The 1,255-nt window shown below is 60.0% G+C and carries 2 protein-coding genes; both read left to right on the top strand.

What is annotated here, in order from left to right; translation table 11 throughout:
* Positions 1-558: enoyl-CoA hydratase-related protein (locus EOA78_RS35510; protein ID WP_127320362.1), on the top strand; the 558-nt coding region annotated here is incomplete at its 5' end.
* A 181-nt stretch (positions 559-739) separates the two neighbouring features.
* The gene (rpsT, locus tag EOA78_RS35505; protein ID WP_029356919.1) at positions 740-1,006 is read left to right on the top strand and encodes a 30S ribosomal protein S20; all 267 of its coding nucleotides are present in this window, start codon (positions 740-742) and stop codon (positions 1,004-1,006) included.
* Positions 1,007-1,255: the final 249 nt, after the last annotated feature.

Raw genomic sequence — 1,255 nt, 5'->3', positions numbered from 1 at the left:
ATCTCCTTCGTCGACGCTTATGTGCAGGACTTCTTTGTCGGCTGGGAAGAGTTCACCCGGGCGCGCAAGCCTGTTATCGCGGCGGTGGCCGGCTATGCGCTCGGCGGCGGCTGCGAACTGGCGATGATGTGCGATTTCATCATCGCCGCCGACAACGCCAAGTTCGGCCAGCCCGAGATCACGCTCGGCGTCATGCCGGGCATGGGCGGATCGCAGCGCCTCACCCGCTTCGTCGGCAAATCGAAGGCGATGGACATGTGCCTGACCGGACGGATGATGGATGCGGCGGAAGCCGAGCGTTGCGGTCTGGTGTCGCGTGTGGTGCCCGCCGTCGAGCTGCTCGAGGAGGCGTTGAAGGCGGCGGCCAAGATAGCCGATTTTTCGCTGCCGTCGGTGATGATGGCGAAAGAGGCCGTCAACCGCGCCTATGAAACGACACTGGCCGAAGGGCTGCGGTTCGAGCGCCGGCTGTTTCACTCGCTGTTTGCGCTCGATGACCAGAAGGAAGGCATGGCGGCGTTTGCCGAGAAGCGGAAGCCAAATTTCACGAACCGGTAGATCGTGAAGACAGCGGCCAGAAGCGAGCGACAGCAGCGGCCAAAAAGAAGGCGAAGCAGCGTTGACGCGCCGGAAAAGCTGAACTATAAGCCGCACCAACCGAGGCGGCCCTGTGGCTGCCCGTTTGTTTTTGCGCCCTGCGACATCCCGCATGCGCCCACCAGATCAGAAGAGAGGCATCATGGCCAATACCTCCTCGGCCAAAAAGGCAACGCGCAAGATCGCCCGGCGCACGGCGATCAACAAGAACCGCCGCTCGCGCGTGCGGACCTACATCCGCCAGGTCGAAGAGGCGCTCGCCTCGGGCGATAAGGCTGCCGCGCAGGCTGCTTTCAAGGTGGCGGAACCGGAATTGATGCGCGCCGCGACCAAGGGCGTGGTGCACAAGAATACGGCGTCCCGCAAGGTTTCGCGCCTGGCGCAGCGACTCAAGGTGCTGTCGGCCTAATATACCTTTACTGATCTTGTCCTCTTCAAGCCCGGCCGCCCGTGCCGGGTTTTTTCGTTTGCCGGCAAGTACTTAAAAAGAAATCTCGCAAACGGACACTTCGCACGGTTTCAATGTTCGAAATGCTTTGCCGGCATATACATGCCTGCTGATAGGCGCAGCCGCTGAAAGCGTTCACGGCGAAGATATCAGCTGTCAAAAATCAGCTTTATTTTTCAATTAGTTATTGACGGTCATCCACAGCTTGTT

This window comes from Mesorhizobium sp. M5C.F.Cr.IN.023.01.1.1, from assembly GCF_003997585.1.
In the GTDB taxonomy this organism is placed as follows: domain Bacteria; phylum Pseudomonadota; class Alphaproteobacteria; order Rhizobiales; family Rhizobiaceae; genus Mesorhizobium; species Mesorhizobium wenxiniae.
This window is presented reverse-complemented; position numbering and strand designations above follow the sequence as displayed.

Excerpts from the sequence above, each read along its gene's own strand:
- rpsT (WP_029356919.1), top strand. The coding sequence starts at position 740 with ATGGCCAATACCTCCTCGGCCAAAAAGGCAACGCGCAAGATCGCCCGG.